Annotated in this window: 11 protein-coding genes; 7 read left to right on the plus strand and 4 right to left on the minus strand. The window is 47.4% G+C overall.

What is annotated here, in order from left to right; translation table 11 throughout:
* Positions 1-5 precede the first annotated feature (5 nt).
* Positions 6-4571, minus strand: a complete 4566-nt coding sequence (gene gltB / locus MST20_RS05890; RefSeq protein WP_243940738.1) for a glutamate synthase large subunit — start codon at positions 4569-4571, stop codon at positions 6-8.
* A gap of 148 nt (positions 4572-4719) precedes the next feature.
* On the opposite strand from gltB, the gene gltC reads away from it, so the two are divergent.
* Positions 4720-5622 (plus strand): glutamate biosynthesis transcriptional regulator GltC, encoded by a 903-nt coding sequence (gene gltC, locus MST20_RS05895; RefSeq protein WP_165427176.1) that lies wholly within the window; start codon positions 4720-4722, stop codon positions 5620-5622.
* A gap of 157 nt (positions 5623-5779) precedes the next feature.
* Here gltC and MST20_RS05900 read toward each other — a convergent pair whose 3' ends face one another.
* Both MST20_RS05900 and MST20_RS05905 read right to left on the minus strand, forming a co-directional pair.
* Positions 5780-5929, minus strand: a complete 150-nt coding sequence (locus tag MST20_RS05900; RefSeq protein ID WP_243940740.1) for a hypothetical protein — start codon at positions 5927-5929, stop codon at positions 5780-5782.
* 72 nt (positions 5930-6001) lie between these two features.
* Positions 6002-7918, minus strand: coding sequence for a di-heme oxidoredictase family protein (locus tag MST20_RS05905; RefSeq protein WP_243940742.1), 1917 nt, complete (start codon positions 7916-7918; stop codon positions 6002-6004).
* Positions 7919-8048: 130 nt separating this feature from the next.
* Here MST20_RS05905 and MST20_RS05910 point away from each other — a divergent pair, with 130 nt between their 5' ends.
* The 5 genes from MST20_RS05910 (at position 8049) to MST20_RS05930 (ending at position 15231) form a co-directional block, all read left to right on the plus strand.
* Complete coding sequence (locus tag MST20_RS05910) at positions 8049-9623, plus strand: alkaline phosphatase family protein (protein ID WP_243940744.1); 1575 nt, start codon at positions 8049-8051, stop codon at positions 9621-9623.
* Between the two features lie 137 nt (positions 9624-9760).
* Positions 9761-10234 (plus strand): MarR family winged helix-turn-helix transcriptional regulator, encoded by a 474-nt coding sequence (locus MST20_RS05915; RefSeq protein ID WP_243940746.1) that lies wholly within the window; start codon positions 9761-9763, stop codon positions 10232-10234.
* Positions 10231-11958, plus strand: a complete 1728-nt coding sequence (locus MST20_RS05920; protein WP_145650782.1) for an ABC transporter ATP-binding protein — start codon at positions 10231-10233, stop codon at positions 11956-11958. Before MST20_RS05915 ends, MST20_RS05920 begins: the two co-directional genes overlap by 4 nt.
* Positions 11955-13778, plus strand: a complete 1824-nt coding sequence (locus MST20_RS05925; protein WP_243940748.1) for an ABC transporter ATP-binding protein — start codon at positions 11955-11957, stop codon at positions 13776-13778. The genes MST20_RS05920 and MST20_RS05925 overlap by 4 nt, the downstream gene beginning before the upstream one ends.
* Before the next feature lie 238 nt (positions 13779-14016).
* Entirely contained in the window at positions 14017-15231 is a 1215-nt protein-coding gene (locus MST20_RS05930; protein WP_243940751.1) for a cytochrome P450, read from the plus strand.
* Positions 15232-15277: 46 nt separating this feature from the next.
* Here MST20_RS05930 and MST20_RS05935 read toward each other — a convergent pair whose 3' ends face one another.
* The gene (locus MST20_RS05935) at positions 15278-15994 is read right to left on the minus strand and encodes a 3-ketoacyl-ACP reductase (protein ID WP_243940753.1); all 717 of its coding nucleotides are present in this window, start codon (positions 15992-15994) and stop codon (positions 15278-15280) included.
* A gap of 324 nt (positions 15995-16318) precedes the next feature.
* On the opposite strand from MST20_RS05935, the gene ppsA reads away from it, so the two are divergent.
* Positions 16319-18913 carry a phosphoenolpyruvate synthase gene (gene ppsA / locus MST20_RS05940; RefSeq protein WP_243940754.1) on the plus strand — a complete coding sequence of 865 codons (2595 nt, stop codon included), beginning with the start codon at positions 16319-16321 and terminating at the stop codon, positions 18911-18913.
* The last annotated feature ends 204 nt before the right edge of the window (positions 18914-19117 follow it).

Genomic DNA, 19117 nt, shown 5'->3' on the forward strand with positions numbered 1-19117 from the left:
CTTTCTTACTGTGCCACCGCTTCTTTTGATGAAGCAGCCGCAGACGGTTCAATCTTTTGCTTCGTACCGGCTTCAAACGCGTACATCAGCGCTTCTTCATCAGACAAGCCGGCTTCTTTTTGCTCTTTAATCCGCTCTATCATTTGCTTGAAGTCTTTCGGAATCACTTTCACAAACCGGTCGACGGTCTCTTCCCAATGATCAAGTATCGAAGCTGCTTTTGAGCTTTCGGTATATCTGTAATGGTTTTCGATCATCGTTTTCAGTTCGGCGATTTCCTCAGGTGCTTCAAGTGTTTCAAATTCGATCATTTCAGGATTGCATTTTCGTTTAAAGGCTTTTTTGTCTTCGGTGTACACGTAGGCGATTCCGCCTGACATGCCCGCGGCAAAGTTTTTGCCGACGTCGCCGAGAATGGCGACGCGCCCGCCGGTCATGTATTCGCAGCCATGGTCGCCGATGCCTTCAACGACAACGCTGACTCCGCTGTTTCTGACGGCAAACCGTTCGCCGGCGAGTCCGTTAATATAAGCTTCTCCGCTTGTGGCACCGTAGAACGCAACATTTCCGACAATAACATTTTCACGGAATGCAGGGTTGAATTCGTCAGGCGCTTTGACGGCGATTTTTCCGCCTGAAAGACCTTTGCCGATGTAATCATTGGCATCTCCTGTCAAATACATTGTCATTCCTTTTGGTACGAACGCGCCAAAGCTTTGCCCCGCTGAACCTGTGAATCGGAGCGTAATCGTATCTTCAGGGAGGCCTTCTTCGCCGTAGCGCTTAGAAATTTCGCTTCCGGTTATGGCTCCTGTTACACGGTTGATGTTGCGGATTTCAAAAGATGCTTCCGCAGACGTGCCGTTTTCAACAGCTGACTGGACGGCGGGTAGAATTTGCGTAAGATCGAGCGATTCATCGATTTTATGGTTTTGCGGCGTACGGAATGTGCGTGCGCCTTCCGGCTGATATAGCAGTTTTGATAAATCGAGCTGACCCGCTTTCCAATGTGCTTTCGCCCGTTCGCTGACACGAAGGACATCCGTGCGGCCCACCATTTCATCAACTGTTCTGAAACCGAGCCGGGCCATCAATTCGCGTACTTCTTCTGCGACAAAGAGCATGTAATTCACGATGTGATCCGGATCGCCCATGAACTTTTTGCGCAGCTCAGGGTTTTGCGTCGCTACCCCGACAGGGCACGTATCCAAATGACAGGCTCTCATCATAACGCATCCGAGAACAACGAGCGGCGCTGTGGCAAAACCGAATTCTTCGGCTCCTAAAAGCGCAGCCATGACAACGTCTCTGCCGGTCATTAATTTGCCGTCTGTTTCCAATACGACGCGTTGGCGCAAACCGTTCATCATTAGTGTTTGATGAGCTTCGGCGAGCCCTAGTTCCCACGGGAGGCCGGTATGCTTAATACTTGTTTTCGGTGATGCTCCAGTGCCCCCGTCATAGCCGCTGATGACGATGACATCGGCGGTCGCTTTGGCGACTCCGGCTGCAATCGTGCCGACCCCGGCTTTAGCGACAAGTTTTACACTGATCCGTGCATCGCGGTTGGCGTTTTTCAAATCATGGATCAACTGTGCCAAATCTTCAATCGAGTAGATATCATGGTGCGGCGGCGGTGAAATCAAGCCGACCCCAGGCGTAGATCCGCGAACATTGGCAACCCATGGATACACTTTGTTGCCAGGGAGCTGTCCGCCTTCTCCAGGTTTTGCACCCTGCGCCATCTTAATTTGCAGCTCGTCGGCATTGACGAGATAGTGGCTTTTCACACCGAAACGGCCTGAAGCAATTTGCTTGATCGCGCTGCGGCGGTTATCGCCATTCGCGTCTGGGGTAAAGCGCGCCGGATCTTCTCCGCCTTCCCCGCTGTTGCTTTTTCCGCCGAGACGGTTCATTGCAATCGCCAGCGCTTCATGGGCTTCCTTGCTTAAAGAGCCGAATGACATCGCCCCTGTTTTAAAGCGGCGCACAATCGATTCAGCGGATTCGACCTCTTCAAGCGGCAGCGGCTTCCGGTTTTCATCAAACGAGAAGAGATTGCGGAGAAAACCGATTCTTTCTTCATCAGCTGCTTGCGAATATTGTTTAAACAGGCTGTAATCACCTTTACGGCATGCCCATTGCAGCGTGTGAATCGTTTTCGGGTTAAAAGCGTGGTGCTCCCCGCCTTTTCTCCATTGAAAATCGCTTCCCGAATCAAGCGTTTCGCTGAATGTATCTTCATAAGCTTCCCTGTGGCGGCGCTTCGCTTCTTCGGCAATCGTGTCCAGGCCGATTCCGCCGAGCTGTGATGCCGTTCCTGTGAAATAGCTGTCTATGACGTCTTTGCTGATCCCGACCGCTTCAAAAATCTGTGCGCCTCTGTAGCTTTGGACAGTGGAAATACCCATTTTGGACATCACTTTTACGACGCCCTCTGTCACGCTTTTGCTGTATTTTGTAACGGCTTCTTCATAGCTGATGGTGAGCGCTCCGTCTTCGATCGCCTGCTTGTATGTCGCATACGTGAGGTACGGATGAATCGCATCCGCTCCGTAGCCGATCAGGGCGGCAAAATGGTGAACTTCGCGCGCTTCACCGGATTGGGCGATAATGCTGACTTTCGTACGTTTTCCCGCGCGGACTAAATATTGATGCAAGGCACTGACGGCTAGCAGCGCAGGAATCGGCGCTTTCTGACCGTCCATTTTGCGGTCGGATAAAATAAGGAGAGTCACGCCTTCGGCGATCGCTCTGTCCGCTTCTTTAAACATATCTTCGAGACCGCTCTTCAAGTCGTCTGTAAAGAGCGTATGAATCGTTTTGCTTTTGAAATCCTTATGCACAAGTCCTTTTAAAGAATTGAACTGCGCGTTTGTCAAGACCGGTGTATACAATTTAATCCGGCGGCAGCTGCTTTCGTTCGGATGGAGAATATCGCCTTCCGCTCCGAGCCATGTCAATGTCGAAGTGACGATCTGCTCGCGGATTGCATCAATAGGCGGATTTGTAACTTGTGCAAACAGCTGTTTAAAATAGTTGAACAGCGATTGCGGACGGTCTGACAATACCGCCAGCGGGACATCGTGACCCATTGAACCGAGCGGATCTTTGCCTTCTGTAATGACAGGAATTAAATATTTGTGAATATCTTCGTACGTAAAACCGAATGCTTTTTGGCGGGTCAATAGGTCAGGAACAGATTTTTCTTCGGTTTCCTCAATATCGTTTGAGACATGAACCAGTTCTTTACTGAGCCATTCCTGGTACGGAAACTCTCCGGCGATTTCGGATTTGACTTCTTCATCAGAGATAATCCGCCCTTCTACAAGATCAACAAGAAGCATTTTCCCGGGATCCAGCCGGTCTTTATATAAGATATTTTCCTGTTCGACATCAATCACGCCGACTTCGGAGGAAAATATAAGGTAGTCGTCTTTAGTGACATAATAGCGGGCGGGTCTGAGCCCGTTCCGGTCTAAAATGGCTCCGATCTGTTTTCCGTTTGTAAAAGAAATCGCAGTCGGGCCGTCCCACGGCTCCATTAAAGAGCTGTGATATTCGTAAAATGCCTTCTTTTCTTTTGACATGTACGGGTTCTCGTTCCACGGCTCGGGAATCAGCATCATTGCAGCATGGGCCGGCTTCCTTCCAGCCAGTACAAAGAATTCAAAAGCGTTATCCAAGATCGAGGAGTCGCTTCCGTTTTCATCCAGGATCGGCAAAACCTTCGGCAAGTCTTCACCGAATGCTTCAGATACAAACTGCTGCTCCCTCGCTTTCATCCAGTTCATATTGCCGCGCAGCGTATTGATTTCCCCGTTGTGGATCAGATAGCGGTTCGGATGTGCCCTTTCCCAGCTCGGAAACGTGTTTGTGCTGAAACGGGAGTGAACCAATGCAAAAGCTGAGACGAAGTCCTCGTCCTGCAAATCTTCATAGAAAGCATCAACCTGCTCGGGCGTTAAAAGTCCTTTATATACGATGGTATTGCTAGAGAGGCTGACAAAATAGAACGTTTTCTCGTGTTCTTTTGCCCAATTTTCGGCCTGTTTGCGAATGATATACAACTTCCGTTCGAATGCCAGATTGTCTTTCAGCGTTTCATTTGCTCCGATGAATACCTGGCGGACGACCGGCGCGCTTGCCTGTGCAACTGTTCCGATTTTTCCGACATTTACAGGTACAGTTCGCCAGCCGAGCACCGTCTGCCCTTCCTGTTCGATCAGCTCGTTAATGCGCGCTTCGGTTTTTTCGCGCCCGCTGTCATCCTTAGAAAAGAAGATCATCCCGACGCCGTAGCGTCCTTTTTCAGGCAAGTTCAAACCGGCGCAGACTTTTTTGAAAAAAGCATCCGGAATCTGCATCATGATGCCTGCTCCGTCTCCGGTATGCGGGTCACTGCCCTGACCGCCCCGGTGGTCTAATTGGCAAAGCATTTGCAATCCTTTTTTGACAATATCATGAGTAGGAAGGCCCTTCAAATTAGCGTAAAGGCCGATTCCGCATGCATCATGTTCAAATTCAGGACGGTAGAGACCTTGTGCCTTTGGTAGTTGATTATAAGTCATTGTTCCTCTCCCCCGTTCATTTTTCCCGTTTGTCCCCGGTCATAAAATCTTACAAACTCTAATCCTATTGTAGGTTTTCAAATCTATACAAACAATATATAATTTAGATTAAAACTATCTCATTTTGAGATGAGCAGGTGAAACAACGATGGAATTACGCCAATTGCATTATTTTATGGAAGTTGCAGAAAGAGAGCACGTATCGGAAGCGGCCATGCACCTTCACGTCGCTCAGTCGGCGATCAGCAGGCAAATCGCCAATCTCGAAGAAGAGCTCGGTGTTGATTTGTTCGAGCGCGAAGGCCGCAATGTGAAGCTGACTCCGATCGGCAGACAGTTTTTAGATCATATTAAAACGGCGATGAAAGCGATCGATTTCGCGAAAGAACAAATCGATGAGTATTTGGACCCGAATCGCGGGACCGTTAAAATCGGTTTCCCGACAAGTCTTGCGGGCCAGTTCCTCCCGACGGTTATTTCCGCTTTTAAAGAGGAGCATCCTAATGTCGCTTTTCTTTTAAGGCAGGGATCTTATAAATTTTTAATCGAAGCGGTGAAAAACAGGGATATCGATTTGGCTTTTCTCGGTCCTGTTCCGTCAAATATCGCTGAGATTAAAGGGGACATTTTGTTTTCGGAAAGCCTTTTGGCACTCGTGCCGATCAATCATCCGCTATCAGGCCAGAAAAGCCTTCATCTAGGCGATCTCAGAAATGATCAGTATGTGCTGTTTCCAGACGGATACATCCTTCGAAAAATGGCTGTTGATGCATGCAAGCAAGTCGGATATACGCCTAAAATTTCCTCAGAGGGCGAAGATTTGGATGCGATCAAAGGGCTGGTTTCTGCTGATATGGGGGTGACGCTTTTGCCGGAAAGCGCCTTTAATGAAACGGCTCCCCGTTTTACAAAGAAGATTCCGATTGATTATCCTCAAGTAAAGCGCACAGTCGGAATCATCACCCCTAAAAACAGGGAACTTTCCCCTTCTGCAAAAGTCTTTTATCAGTTCGTAAAGAAGTTTTTTTCTCGCCTTCAGCAATACCAATAGCCAGTATGACAACGAAACCAGCCGGGCGCAAAAGCTTGGCTGCTTTCATTTTATCATAAACAGCTATTAATATCTGAATTTTCTGCACATTTATTTACTGCCGCATCTCTTCTATTGTAAAAAGTGCATCTTATATATGTATGTTCATCCCCTTTTTTTATGCTGATTTTTCATACTGACGCCAGTTTTTTCTGTCTGAAAACGGACTCGCCTGCACTGGCTGCAGCCTGGAACCGGCCCTGGACTCGTCAAAACCGCTGAAGTGAATGACATATTCCGTCACACAAATGATCGAAAAGACGATCATATCGCCGCTCCCGTGACGAAGATTTAAAAATGGCCGCCATTCAGCAGGCGGCTTATCGTTTCATTTTATTCCTTACTTTTTCGGCATATCGGTATGGATTAAATAATGAATCAACGCTTTTTGCTCCTGTTCGGAAAAGCCGCTTTTGGCGTCGATCCAGAATTCATGACCTTTGCCGGTTACCCTGACCGCTTTTAAGTCGGGCGATTCCGAATTGCTTGTGACGACCTGCTGTCTTAAGTCTCTGTCGATCATCGCCAGCAAACTGTTATAAGGGTCCGCCTGTTTACCTTTTATGACCGTATTTGGTATGCCCGTCTCTTTTAATGAGCTTCCCACAGCAACCCCTCCGTCGTGCAAATAAGGAGCGCGCCAGTAAACGCCGATCAGACTCGGCACTTTGTACCCACCTTCGGAATCTCCCTGCGCCCACGAAAGCTTGATCTGTTCGGGGTCAAACCCGGCTGTCGGGACTTTCAGGATCTTTGGCTTGCGCGGCAGAGGCACCGGTGTGTCAGGTGAATGTATAAGGCTTTTCCCGAATATGTTTTCCGTTTTCTTAAAAGACCGGGCCCTTGTCGGCTCGGTTCCGATTGTTTCAGCCGAGATGACCTTGTTGTTCGTCAAATACCGGCCGGCATGGCAGGATATGCAGCCCGCTTGTTCAAAAACACGCCTGCCGCGCCTGACGGTTTGTCTGTCGGTTTTTTGCCGCGGATCAGGCGGTCTAAGTGTATTTTGCCAGGCGGATACAGCGTTGTTTTCTTCATTCACTTTTCCTCCGGGTGAGCTCACAAGTACGCCGTCGGGCGCCGCTAATGTGATGTTAGGAAAGCTTGGCGGCTTGACCATTTGGTTGACGCCCGGTACTCCGGGAGTGGGATCGGCTTTTTTGAAAAACGCAGTCGGACTTTCCTTTTTTTTCGGCTGATACCTGTATGTTGAGGCGGGAGCTCTTTGCAGGATCGTCCCGATATAAACATCTTCGCTCATGCCGAAAAGCGCCCGGCTTGCTGGGGCTTGCGAGAGGCTGTCCGAATTTTGCGCATGAACATTATTACTGAACACAGTCAAGCCTTTAAAAGGACCGGCCATTGCCGCACCGCTCCAGCTGTACGGATGGTCGCCCAATGTATAAGCATCCGGAATCTGCGTGGGATTGCTTTTCATATCGATCGTCGAGTCGAAAAAACCTCTCGGCCACTTCAGGAAGATACGATCGACTGCATCTTCGAGTCGGTCCGGATCGGGGAGGCGTTCTTTTTTGCCGTTTCTGGCGGTGATCATAGGGCTTTTATCATTCATGAATTGTTGAATGTTATCAATTTCGGCATGTGTAAAATATGCCGCTGAATTTGTCGCCAGCGCCAGCATCAGCCCTGTATTTAAATCAGGATTTGTCACGCCTTCCATCACCTTCATCGTTTTCGGATCGACTGCGGCGTGGCAGGCCGCGCAGCTGATGCCGGCTTTGATTTTTCCGTCAGCGTATTTGAAAGGCATGCCGAGCGGTGCGTATGCCCCTTTTGCAACATCAATGCCGGTGTCGATCTTCTCGCCTTTTTTAAAGGTTTTCCCCCCGATCCTAACGGTTTCGGCCAATTCGATGCGCAAGTTCGTCGTCCCTTTCCCTTTCAATCCGGCAATGGCTTTCGTCATGTTGGCTGCTGTAATGGGACCGTCAAGCAGTCCGGTGATATCTGTTAAAAACACTTCATTGCCGAAAGTTTCCTTATAAAACGTCTCCCGCCCCAAGTCGAGAAGGCGGTCATCAACCTTTACAGCTCCCTCCCCTGCGGAGGCGGGCTTGTCCGGTGTAAATGCTCCCCATAGATCGTATCCGTGCACTCGTTTTTCCTTTGAGATGACTTTTTCTTTAGGAGGCATATATGCATATTCCGGTTCAAGATGTCTGACCACGACATAGCCAATAACGGCTAAAATTGCGATGATAGCAAATGCGGCTAACCATTTATGCTTTTTCATCATTGACCCTCCTTTCTAATTGAATAGGCTTCCCAAGTGCTTCCGTGATTCATTTAGAACCTATTACCAGCTATAACTTCCGGCGTCCCATGCCAGAATATGCATATGATGGGATTAAAGGAATGAGGCCGTTTTGAAAAAGCTAAGCATTGTACTTGTCATTTTTATATGTGCGCTGATTTCATTTATTATATGGCTGAATGCCGGGGATGAAAAATTGGGGCTCCCGGATGAAGAAGCAGAGGCCGTCAAATCTTCCAAAAAACCGGTCATTGTCCTGATCATCGACTCTTTGATGGATCAGCCTTTGAAAAAAGCGATTCAAGAAGGCCGCGCCCCGGCATTAAAATTCTTTCTTGAAAACGGTCATTATGAACCTGAAGTGGTGAGCGCGTATCCGACGATGTCGGTCTCGATTGACAGCACGCTGCTCACCGGAACTTATCCGAATATCCACCGCGTTCCCGGGCTCGTCTGGTATAACCAGGATGAACAGAGAATCGTGAATTACGGGAGCGATAAAAAAGAAATCGTCGCGCTAGGCATCAAACAAACGATCGAAGACGGACTATATTCTCTTAATCACCGTCATTTAAGCCGAAAGGCGGCAACGGTCCATGATGATTTGCAAGCGCGAGGAAAACAGTCGGCATCCATCAACGGGCTCATATACAGGGGGCCTGACCGCCGCGAATTAAACATCCCGCCCCCGCTCAAGAAGCTTAAATTGATGCCTGAACATATGACGGTAAACGGGCCGGCTCTTTTTTCATTCGGCCGCTTTGCCCAGCTCGATCCCGATAACCCCTACCACCATATTTGGCAAGGTTATGGCGTTAACGACAAGTTCACGGCACAGGAAATAGCCTATTTAATTAAAAAGAGGAAGCTTCCTGCGCTGACTGTCGCCTACTTGCCCGATTTTGACCACGATGCACACAAAAAAGGCCCGATGGATATGAAAGGCCTCGAAAAAATGGATCAGCAGCTGCAGCGCATATTGAATGCATATGATTCTTGGCGCGATGCGGCCGAAAAAGAAGTGTGGGTCATCATGGGTGACGGCGGGCAGACAGCGATCGGACGCGATAAAGACAAGGCCGCCATCCGGCTTCATTCGCTTTTTAAAGGATACCGGATCGCTAAAATAAACGAAGTCCCCGATCGAAACGATCAGCTTCTTTTTGCGGTAAACGACAGAATGGCATACATTTATGTCACGGATCGAAACATGCCGCTGCAAGATGCCGTCAATGAATTGAAAAAAGACGAACGAATCGCTTTCACAGCGTGGAAAAAAAACGGCTGGATATACGTCGATTCGAAGCGTTCTTTAAAACCGCTGCGGTTTCGTCCAGAAGGCGGTTATCAAGATCCTTACGGGCAGTCATGGACGATCAGCGGAGATTTTTCTTTATTGGACATGAAAGCGGACGGCGCATCGATCAAATACGGCGATTACCCGGATGCTCTTGCCCGCCTGTACAGCGCCATGCATTCGCATCGTGGACAGTTTGTGATCGCCGATGCGAAACCCGGGTTCCAATTTGCCGGCGAAAAGTCTCCCCTCCATTTTGGCGGAGGCGGCCATGGCTCGCTTTATAAAACGGATAGCTTGGCTCCGATGATCATCGTCGGTTCGGAAAAAGTTCCGGAACATCTTCGCCATCTTGAAATGAAAGATTTTTTTATGAAGCTCGTACAATGACCCGATCATGTCATCAATGATCGGGTTTTTCTTTTTTCTAAGTTTCTTCTTTGACAATCTTTTGTTGTTCTATGTATGATAATACAGTGTTTTAGTTTATTTACTTAATTAATTAAAATGGAGAAGCAGGTGCTTTTATGAAACAAGATAAAGTCAGCCGCGAGACCGTTATACAGTTGATCGAAGCTTTCAAACGGCTGCGGTATGCGGAAGTGAAACAGTCATTTCCTGCAGTTGAATGGAAAAAGACTGAGGCAAAAGCGCTGATGTTTTTAAATGAAGCAAGCGGTGAAGGAAAAATGCCATCCGAAATCAGCCGCGCTCTGCATGTCACCTCCCCCTTCGTCACGCAGATGTTGAACAGAATGGAAAAAAAAGGACTCGTTTTTCGGCGTATGGATGAGAATGACAGGCGGATCGTCCGGATTTTTTTAACCGATGAAGGAAAAAAAGCGGCGGACGATGCGCTTAAAGGGCTGGATCGGTGGTTCCTGCAGCTCACCCGGTTTCTGGGCGAGGATGAAAGCAGGCAGTTCGCCGATTTGATTCATAAGTTATCCGAGTTTATCGAACACGGAGAAAAAACAAGTGAAAAGAAGGTTGAAAAATGATCTCACTCTTAAAATATTTAAAGCCTTATAAGCTGCAAGTGATTCTTGTCGCTGTTTTTACTTTGCTGAGCAGTGTGCTTGAGCTTTATTTGCCGACGTTAATGGCTGATGTCGTTGATGTGGGAATCGTGAACGGCGACATGCCATTCATATTGAGAACCGGCGGCTGGATGATCGCCTGCTCTCTTCTGGCTATCATCATGACTGTCGGAAAAGCGTTTTTCGCTTCGAAAACAGCCCTCGGCTTTGGAAGAGATATCAGGCGCAAGCTGTTTGTTAAAGTTGAACACTATTCAATGGATGAATTCGGAAAAATCGGTTCTGCTTCTCTCATTACCCGTACCACCAACGATGTCAAGCAAGTCCAAGATGTGCTCAACATGATGCTTTCATTGATGACGAGAGCGCCGTTAATGCTGGTTGGCGGTATTGTGCTTGCCGTTTCCAGAGATGCCAAGCTGTCGATTATATTTCTGGCCGCTCTCCCGATCCTTGCGGGGCTGATTTTTCTCATTACAAGGAAAGCTGTTCCCTTATTCGGCGTTCTTCAAAAAAAGACGGATCGTCTTAACCTCGTTCTCAGGGAAGGTTTGACGGGGGTTCGCGTCATTCGCGCGTTTAACCGTGTTGATCAAGAAAAAGCCCGTTTTCAAAAGGCAAACGAAGAGTTTCGCGATACAGGTATCGCCGTTAACAGAATCATGGCTTTTCTATTCCCGGTCATGATGATTATGATGAATTTCACGAACATCGCGATTATCTGGTTCGGAGGCATCCGCATCGATCAAGGCAGCATGCAGGTCGGGAACTTAATGGCTTTTCTTCAATATGCATCCATGATTTTAATCGCGCTGATCATGCTTGCGATGACATTCGTGATGATCCCAAGGGCTCAGGCGTCTGCCGACCGCATTAACGAAGTGCTGTTAACAGTGCCTTCGATTACCGATCCGAAAGAGCCGCAGAAAGACAGCGGCCTGCGCGGTTATGTGGAATTTCAAGATGTGACTTTTCGTTATGCCGGAGCTGAAAAGCCCGTTCTCGAAAATATCACGTTCAAAGCAAAACCGGGTGAAACGACTGCGATCATCGGCAGCACAGGGGCCGGAAAAACGACGATTCTTCAATTGATCCCGAGATTTTTCGATATTGAAAAAGGGTCTGTGCTTGTCAACGGAACAGATGTCAGAAAGATGGCGCAAAAGGAGCTTCGCGCGAAAATCGGCTATGTCCCGCAAAAAGCTTCAATATTCAGCGGGACGATCAAGGACAATATCCGATTTGGCAAAGAAGACGCAACAGATGAAGAAATTTTGGAAGCACTTGAAACGGCACAGGCTGCCGAGTTTGTGGAAGGCAAGGAAAATGGCATTGAATCTGATATCGAGCAGGCCGGAGCCAACCTTTCAGGCGGCCAGAAACAGCGGCTTTCCATCGCCCGGGCATTGGTCAGAAAACCGGAAATTTATTTATTTGACGACAGCTTTTCCGCGCTTGATTACAAAACGGATCAAAAGCTGAGAAAAGCGCTGAAGAAAACCACCGCTGATGCCGCCGTCATTATTGTTGCCCAAAGGGTAAGCACGATTACGGATGCGGACCAAATCATCGTATTAAATGAAGGAAAAATAGCCGGTATCGGCACCCATCAACAATTGCTTGCTGAAAATGACATTTACCAGGAAATCGTGGCATCACAGCAGGCTGAGGAGGAAAGCGCATGAGCCAACAACAAAAGCATCACGGCTCGATACCAAAAGGAATGCACGAGACAAAACCGAAAGAATTTAAAAAGACCCTCTTGAGATTGGCCCGCTATTTAAAACCGCGGACCTTCCAGCTGGTGCTCGTTGTCTGTGCTGCAATATTGGCGACGTTGTTTAATGTCATCAGTCCAAAACTTCTCGGAGATGCGACCTCTTCCCTTTTCGCCAGCTTTACAGAAGGCACCGGTGTTCAATTCGGCTTTCTCGGCAGGATCACGATGATCCTGGCAGGGCTGTATCTGCTTTCTGCTTTCTTTACGTTCTTGCAGCAATACCTGATGGCCGGCGTAGCCCAGAAAACGATATACGAAATGCGCCAGGAAGTGAATGAAAAGCTGACGCGGCTCCCTTTAAAGTACTATGACAAGCATTCGCACGGCGACACGCTCAGCCGCGCAGTCAATGATATTGACAATATTAATACGTCACTGCAGCAGGCGCTGACGCAAATGATTACGTCTGTCATTACGATAGTCGGCATCATTGTCATGATGCTTCTCATCAGCCCTGTACTGACGCTCGTCGTCTTCATCACGGTTCCGCTCAGCATGCTCGCTGTCCGATTTATAGCCTCATTTTCGCAGAAACACTTCGGCGTGCAGCAAAAAGAACTCGGCGACATCAACGGACACGTTGAAGAGATGTTCACAGGGCATCAGGAAGTAAAGGCATTCGGTCATGAAGAAAAAGCGATTCAGCAATTCGATGAAGTGAATGAGCGTCTTTACCAGTCAGGCTGGAAAGCGCAGTTTATTTCAGGTCTGATGATGCCGATCATGACATTCATTGGCAACCTCGGCTATGTATTTGTCAGCATTACCGGCGGTATTTTCGTTCTTAACGGCACCCTTTTGATCGGAGGCGTGCAGGCTTTTATTCAATACACGCAGCAATTTTCCCAGCCGCTCGTTCAAGCTGCCGGAATCGCGAATACAATCCAATCGGCAATCGCATCCGCCGAAAGGGTGTTCAGTCTTTTAGACGAAGGCGAGGAAATCGAGGAGACGCCGGCTTCCATCGATACCGGCACATTAAAAGGCGATGTATCATTTGAACGTGTCGCCTTCGGCTATGATGAAAACGTTCCGGTCATCCGCGATTTAAGCCTCCATGCCAAAGAAGGCCAGACAATTGCGATCGTCGGACCGACTGGCGCAGGAAAAACGACGATCATCAATTTGCTGATGCGGTTTTATGAATTAAACAAAGGCAGCATCAAGGTCGGCGGCACCGACATCAGCGAACTGTCGCGCGAACAGGCCAGAAGCATGTTTGCGATGGTTTTGCAGGACACATGGCTGTTCAACGGCACCATCCGCGAAAACATCGCCTACGGACGTGAAGGCGCGACAGATGAAGACATCATCAGAGCGGCAAAAGCCGCCTATGCCGACGATTTTATCCGCACCTTGCCGGACGGCTATGATACGGTACTGGGCGAAGATGCCCAAAACATCTCGCAAGGGCAGCGGCAGCTCCTCACGATCGCGAGAGCCATTTTAGCCGATCCGAAGATTTTAATATTGGATGAAGCGACAAGCAGTGTCGACACCCGAACGGAAATGAATATTCAAAAAGCGATGAATAAACTGATGGCTAACCGCACAAGTTTTGTCATCGCCCACCGTCTTTCTACCATAAAAGATGCCGATTTGATTCTTGTGATGAAAAACGGAGATATTATTGAAAAAGGCAGCCATGAAGAGCTTCTTCGTGAGAACGGATTTTATGCCGATTTGTATAACAGCCAGTTCTCCCAGGGAGAAGCTGTCAGCTGAAAGATCGAGGCCGTACCTGATCAGGTGCGGCCTCGTTTTTTTCATCCATCTCTGAGCTGATGTTCCCGCAGTTGTTCAGCATACCTCGCCTTTTTACCTTTTTTAGATCCAATACTTTCGGCCAATTGACAATTTTTTCATGATATGTCCGTTGAAACCGTTGTAAAAATAGTGATAACGTAAAGATTGAACCGGTTCATCATGTATAAACGATTCATGTTAAAGGAGAGAATTGACTGTGGCAAATTCAAATTCACTTCAATCAAGCAAGCACTATGCCAATTGGATTCCGATGAAGGAAATCAGCTCCCGTAATGACCGGCTGTTTCCGTTCCCGATTTATAACCGGATCAGAAAGACGTCTCCTGTACGTTACGATGATGAGCGAAAATGCTGGGATATCTTTTCGTATGAAGACGTTCAATTCGTGTTAAAAAACCCGAAGCTTTTCTCTTCAAAGCGCGGCGGTAATATGGAAGGAAAAAGCATATTAACAATGGACCCGCCGAGACACACAAAAATGAGGGCTATCGTTAATAAAGCTTTTACGCCGAAAGCGGTGAAAGAGCTTGAGCCGCATATCGAAGAAGTGACGGCTTTTTTATTTAACGAAGCGAAGCAGAAGGATTTGTTTGATGTGGTGGATGACTTGGCTGCTCCCCTTCCCGTCATTATCATTGCTGAACTTTTGGGCGTTCCGGCTGAAGACCGCCTCATGTTTAAACATTATTCAGACATCCTTGTCGCAGGTGCGGAAGACCGCTCGGCTGAAGCCGCTGAACAGATGTACAAACGCCGTGAAGAAGGCAATCGGTTTTTGGCGGATTATTTTAAAAACATTATCAAGCAGCGAAAAAAGGAGCCAAAAGACGACCTGATTTCGCTTTTGCTGCGGGCGGAAGTTGACGGCAAGTCGCTGACAGAAGAAGAGCTGCTGAATTTTTGCATCATTCTTTTGGTCGCAGGCAACGAAACGACAACCAACCTGATCGCAAACAGTGTCCGCTATCTCGCCGAAGACAAAGCCACACAGGAAGCCGTAAGACAAGATCTGTCCCTCGTTCCTGTTTTTGTTGAAGAAATACTGCGGTATTATCCGCCCGTGCAAGCGATCGGCCGCACGGCGGCTGAAGACCTTGACATCAAGGGCGTGCGGATTGCAAAAGGTTCCACGGTGATCAACTGGGTCGCTTCAGCGAACCGTGACGAACTGAAATTTGACGATCCCGACAGCTTTAGGCTTGATCGTAAATCAAACCCTCATATGAGCTTCGGCTTCGGCATCCATTTTTGTCTCGGTGCTCCCCTTGCCCGGCTTGAAGCGAAAGTCGCACTCGATTACTTGCTTCGGCATGCATCAGTGGAAAGGGACAGCTCAGAGGAGCTTGAAGCGATTCAAAGTCCGTTTGTCTTCGGCGTCCGCCATCTCCCCGTCCGCCTTTCGCAAAAATAGCATGAAAAAAGGACAGGCTGTTTCAAGCCTGTCCTTTCCCGATTGTTTAAGGGTTTGTAGACCACATGCCCGCTGATTTAATGAAAATGCGCGGGTGCAGTTTAAGCTGGGCGACCATGTATTCGGCCAGATCTTCGGGCTGCATGACGCGTTCCGGATTGCCGTCTGTTAATTTGGAGTCGATTGCCAAGTCCGTCGCAACCGTGCTCGGTGTAAGGGCGCTCACGCGGATATTGTGTTTTCTGACTTCCTGCATCAGCGATTCGGTCAGTCCGAGTACCGCGAACTTAGACGCGCTGTAGGCGCTTGTCCCGGCTGCTCCCCTTTGGCCTGCTGTAGAAGAAATATTAATAATATCGCCGGCTTTTCTTTCGATCATTTCAGGCAGAACGGCGCGTGTTACATTGTAAACCCCCATCAGATTCACCTGGACAATATTTTCCCACTCTTCAGGGGATTGCTCAAGAAATCCTGCAAACCCGCCGATCCCCGCATTGTTAATGAGAATGTCGATTTGTCCAAGCTCTCCTTTTACGGATTGGACCGCACGTTCTACAGCTGTTAAATCCTTTACGTCAGCTGCGGCTACAGATACTTTTACGCCGAACGCCTTTAATCCCTCTGCTGCTTTTTCAAGATTCGCAGCTGTACGGCCGATAAGGCCGATATGTACGCCTTCTTTTGCAAGGGCAATCGCTGTTGCGCGGCCGATCCCTCTTCCCCCTCCTGTAATCAGAGCGGTTTTGTTTTGTAAAGATTGCATATGAAAAACTTCCTTTCTATATGTATCACACGTTTAAATTATAGGAAAATAAACTGCGTTTTTGCAAATATGACGACTTGCGAAGAATAAACCGTCTGCGAACCGACCATTAAATCGGCCATCGTTATATTCGATTGCTTGAAGAAACAAAAAAAGAACCTGGATCGTTTTACCAGGTTCTTTTCATATTGCATAAAAACAGACGCGATGATATAATCAGATCACGTATGTTTTAGATTAATAGTCATAGGTATACCATCTTATACTTTAAGTCTAACATATTGAAAAGCTCTTGTCAAATTTTTTTCGAAGGAGAGATGCAGAATGAGTGATTTCGTTCTCGGTTTTCACGAAATGGAAAAAACACAGCTTTTGCTTGTCGGGGGAAAAGGGTTAAATTTAGGTGAATTATCAAACATTCAAGGAATACAAGTACCAGAAGGCTTTTGCGTCACGACAGCAGCATTTCAAAAAGCCATCAATCGAAACGAAACGTTCCAAGCGTTGCTGGATCAACTGGCCATGCTAAAAGTTGAGGATCGGGATCAAATTGGTGAAATCAGCAGGAAAATTCGGCAAATCATTATGGAAGCAGAAATTCCTTCTGATGTTGTGAAAGCAGTTGCACACTATCTCTCCCAATATGGCGAGGAACATGCTTATGCAGTGCGTTCCAGTGCGACTGCTGAAGACTTACCGCATGCTTCTTTTGCCGGTCAACAAGATACCTATTTAAATATTATCGGCAAGGATGCGATCTTGCAGCATATCAGTAAATGCTGGGCTTCCCTGTTCACGGAGCGCGCGGTCATCTACCGTATGCAGAATGGATTCGATCACAAGCAAGTTTATTTATCCGTTATCATTCAAAAGATGGTTTTCCCGCAGGCTTCAGGGATTTTATTTACCGCTGATCCGATAACTTCCAACCGGAAACTGCTTTCAATCGATGCCGGCTTTGGACTTGGAGAGGCTCTTGTCTCCGGCTTGGTCTCTGCCGATTGTTATAAAGTGCAAAACGGCCAAATCGCCGATAAGAGAATAGCGACCAAGAAATTGGCGATTTATGGACGAAAACAAGGCGGAACAGAGACAAAGCAGATCGATCCTGATCAGCAGATGTCTCAAACACTTACTGACGGGCAAATTTTACAGCTGGCCCGTATCGGAAGACAGATCGAAGCTCATTTCGGCCAGCCGCAAGATATCGAATGGTGTTTGGCTGATGATACATTTTATATTGTTCAGAGCCGGCCGATCACGACTTTATACCCGATCCCTGAAGCGAATGATCAAGAAAATCACGTCTATCTATCTGTTGGTCATCAGCAAATGATGACTGATCCTATTAAACCGTTAGGATTGTCTTTTTACCTGTTAATTACTCCTGCACCTATGCGTAAAGCCGGCGGGAGATTGTTTGTTGATGTTGCGCCTAGGCTGACGACACGTGCCGGCCGGGAAACTTTATTAAATACCGTTGGAGCAGATCCGCTTACAAAAGACGCGCTCATGACCGTAATCGAGCGAGATTTTATAAAATTGATAACAAATGATCAAACAGCACCGATTCCGGGCAATGGTCAAACAGATATGCCGGCGCAATTCGAGAACGATCCTACAATCGTTTCTGATTTGATGAAGCGCAATCAAACATCGATCGAAGAGTTAAAACAAAACATCCAAGCGAAATCGGGATCGGATTTGTTTGATTTTATTCTGGAAGATATCCAGCAATTAAAGAAGATCGTATTTGACCCGCAAAGTACGGCTGTGTTTATGGCTGCTATAAATGCGACAACATGGATCAATGAAAACATGAACAAGTGGCTAGGCGAAAAAAACGCCGCTGATACCCTTTCTCAATCTGTACCGGGCAATATTACTTCGGAAATGGGTCTGGCACTGATGGATGTGGCGGATGTGATTCGCCCTTATCCAGAAGTGATTGATTATTTGCAGCATGCAAAAGAAGATCACTTTCTCGATGAACTGGTTAAGTTTGATGGAGGAAAGCAAATCCAAGACGCTATCTATGATTATCTCAGCAAATACGGAATGCGGTGTCCCGGAGAAATCGATATTACAAGACCTCGCTGGAGTGAAAAACCAATTACACTTGTCCCTATGATTCTTAGTCATATTAAAAACTTTGAGCCTAATGCCGGCAATCGAAAGTTTGAACAAGGGCGGCGGATTGCTTTGGAAAAAGAACAAGAGTTAATCGATCGATTGAAGCAATTACCGGATGGTGAACAAAAAGCTAAAGAAACAAAACGAATGATCGACCTCATTCGGAATTTCATCGGCTACCGGGAATATCCAAAATACGGCATAGTCAGTCGCTACTTCGTATACAAGCAGGCGTTACTGAAAGAAGCCGAACAACTCGTACAAGCGGGCGTTATTCATGAAAAAGAAGATATTTACTACCTCACTTTTGAAGAACTTCACGAAGCCGTACGCACAAAAAAAATAGATGACCAAATCATCAGCAAACGGAAAGACGAGTACAAATCATATGAAAAATTAACTCCACCGCGTGTGATTACGTCTGATGGCGAAATCATTACAGGTGCGTACAAACGAGAAAATTTGCCGGCTAATGCGATTGCAGGCCTGCCTGTTTCTGCCGGAGTGATAGAAGGAAGAGCGCGTGTCATTTTAAACATGGAAAATGCTGATCTGGAAGATGGAGATATATTAGTCACCTCCTTTACCGACCCAGGCTGGACACCATTATTTGTATCTATAAAAGGCCTGGTCACCGAAGTCGGCGGATTAATGACCCACGGAGCGGTGATCGCACGCGAATATGGCCTGCCGGCAGTTGTCGGAGTGGAGAATGCTACTGGGCTGATAAAAGATGGGCAACAAATTCGCGTGCACGGTACAGAGGGATATATCGAAATATTGTAATGGTGTCTGCTGCGAAAAGGAATACGGGAGTCGACAGTGCATGTAAAAGAACTCTTCAGGTTTGGAGAGTTCTTACCTTTTTTATCTATCAGGGAAAGGATTCGGGCATGATTTTCTTCAGTCAGAACAGCTGTCCGCAATAAAGGTAAAATACACCGTAATAATGGACTTATTTGACTGAACGGATGATCTATGCCCTTCCCT

The organism is Bacillus sp. B19-2 (assembly GCF_022832475.1).
Classification (GTDB): domain Bacteria; phylum Bacillota; class Bacilli; order Bacillales; family Bacillaceae; genus Bacillus; species Bacillus paralicheniformis.

Bases quoted from the DNA above. Each gene is read 5' to 3' on its own strand.
- MST20_RS05900 (WP_243940740.1), bottom strand. From the start codon at position 5,929: ATGATCGTCTTTTCGATCATTTGTGTGACGGAATATGTCATTCACTTC.
- gltC (WP_165427176.1), top strand. From the start codon at position 4,720: ATGGAATTACGCCAATTGCATTATTTTATGGAAGTTGCAGAAAGAGAG.
- MST20_RS05915 (WP_243940746.1), top strand. From the start codon at position 9,761: ATGAAACAAGATAAAGTCAGCCGCGAGACCGTTATACAGTTGATCGAA.
- MST20_RS05935 (WP_243940753.1), bottom strand. From the start codon at position 15,994: ATGCAATCTTTACAAAACAAAACCGCTCTGATTACAGGAGGGGGAAGA.
- MST20_RS05920 (WP_145650782.1), top strand. From the start codon at position 10,231: ATGATCTCACTCTTAAAATATTTAAAGCCTTATAAGCTGCAAGTGATT.
- gltB (WP_243940738.1), bottom strand. From the start codon at position 4,571: ATGACTTATAATCAACTACCAAAGGCACAAGGTCTCTACCGTCCTGAA.
- ppsA (WP_243940754.1), top strand. From the start codon at position 16,319: ATGAGTGATTTCGTTCTCGGTTTTCACGAAATGGAAAAAACACAGCTT.
- MST20_RS05925 (WP_243940748.1), top strand. From the start codon at position 11,955: ATGAGCCAACAACAAAAGCATCACGGCTCGATACCAAAAGGAATGCAC.
- MST20_RS05905 (WP_243940742.1), bottom strand. From the start codon at position 7,918: ATGATGAAAAAGCATAAATGGTTAGCCGCATTTGCTATCATCGCAATT.